Origin of the sequence: Sulfitobacter sp. HI0040 (assembly GCF_001634885.1) — a bacterium.
Taxonomy (GTDB): Bacteria; Pseudomonadota; Alphaproteobacteria; order Rhodobacterales; family Rhodobacteraceae; genus Sulfitobacter.
This window is the reverse complement of record NZ_LWEX01000217.1, coordinates 1-972: the sequence shown is the minus strand read 5'-3', so window position 1 is coordinate 972 and position 972 is coordinate 1. Positions and strand designations below refer to the sequence as shown.

Genomic DNA, 972 nt, shown 5'->3' with positions numbered 1-972 from the left:
CCTACGAGGCGTTCTCGGACGAGTTCGCCACCATCCTCAGCCGCCAGTTGGATAGCTGAACCATGGGCGCAGGGGTCATCAAGAAACAGGGCGGGGGCGGCAGGGGCCGGCGGCGCGGGCGCGTGCAGCCCATGTCGGAAATCAACGTCACACCCTTCGTGGACGTGATGCTGGTGCTGCTCATCATCTTCATGGTGGCCGCACCGCTGCTGACCGTGGGCGTGCCCGTGGAACTGCCCAAATCCGCCGCCAGCGCGCTGCCATCGGAACCCGAAGAGCCGCTGACCGTCACGGTCACCGCCGACGGCGCCGTCCAGATCCAGACGACGGACACAGCGCGCGACCAGCTCGTGCCCAAGCTGCGCGCCATTGCCGCGGAGCGGGCCAGCGACCGGGTCTACCTGCGCGCCGACGGCAAGGTGCCCTACGCGCAGGTCATGGAAGTGATGGGCGCGCTGAACGCGGGTGGCTTTTCGAACATCGGGCTGGTGACGGATATCGGCGGCCCGACGCTGGACGGTTCCGATACGTCGGGTGGCTAGGGCGTGCGGCGGGCATATTATATCTCGGGGGCGGGTCATGTCGGTCTGCTCCTCTGGCTGTTTCTCGGCGGGCTGCTGTCGCCTTCGCGCGAGCCTTTCGAGATGACGGAAGTCTCGGTCGTGACGGGGGCGGAGTTCGAGGCGATTCTGGCCGCGCAGCGCGCACCGGAACCCGCGAGCGAGGTCGCGCAGCCGCAACCCCCCGCCGAGCCGCAGGACAGCCCCGAAGTGGAGGCGCAGCCCGATGCGCCGGTCGAAAGCCCGCCCCCGGTGCAGGCCGACCGCCCGGCCTCCGATCCGGCACCCGAAGTGACGGAGCTTGCCCTGCCGCCCGAGGCAGAGGTCAGCGATGCCGCCCCCGAATTGCCTGAACCGCCCGCGGACGTGGCCGTGCTGGTGCCCGAGGTTGCCCCCACCGCGGTGCCCCGCC

1 protein-coding gene and 1 pseudogene are annotated in these 972 nt (G+C 70.1%); both read left to right on the top strand.

Going from position 1 to position 972, the window contains the following annotated elements:
• The first annotated feature begins 62 nt into the window (after window positions 1–62).
• Window positions 63–542: a protein TolR gene (gene tolR, locus A3728_RS12340; RefSeq protein ID WP_067924027.1), complete on the top strand. Its 480-nt coding sequence runs from the start codon at window positions 63–65 to the stop codon at window positions 540–542.
• A 3-nt stretch (window positions 543–545) separates the two neighbouring features.
• Window positions 546–972, top strand: a pseudogene (locus A3728_RS12335) (energy transducer TonB); the annotation flags it as partial.

Bases quoted from the DNA above. Each gene is read 5' to 3' on its own strand.
- tolR (WP_067924027.1), top strand. From the start codon at position 63: ATGGGCGCAGGGGTCATCAAGAAACAGGGCGGGGGCGGCAGGGGCCGG.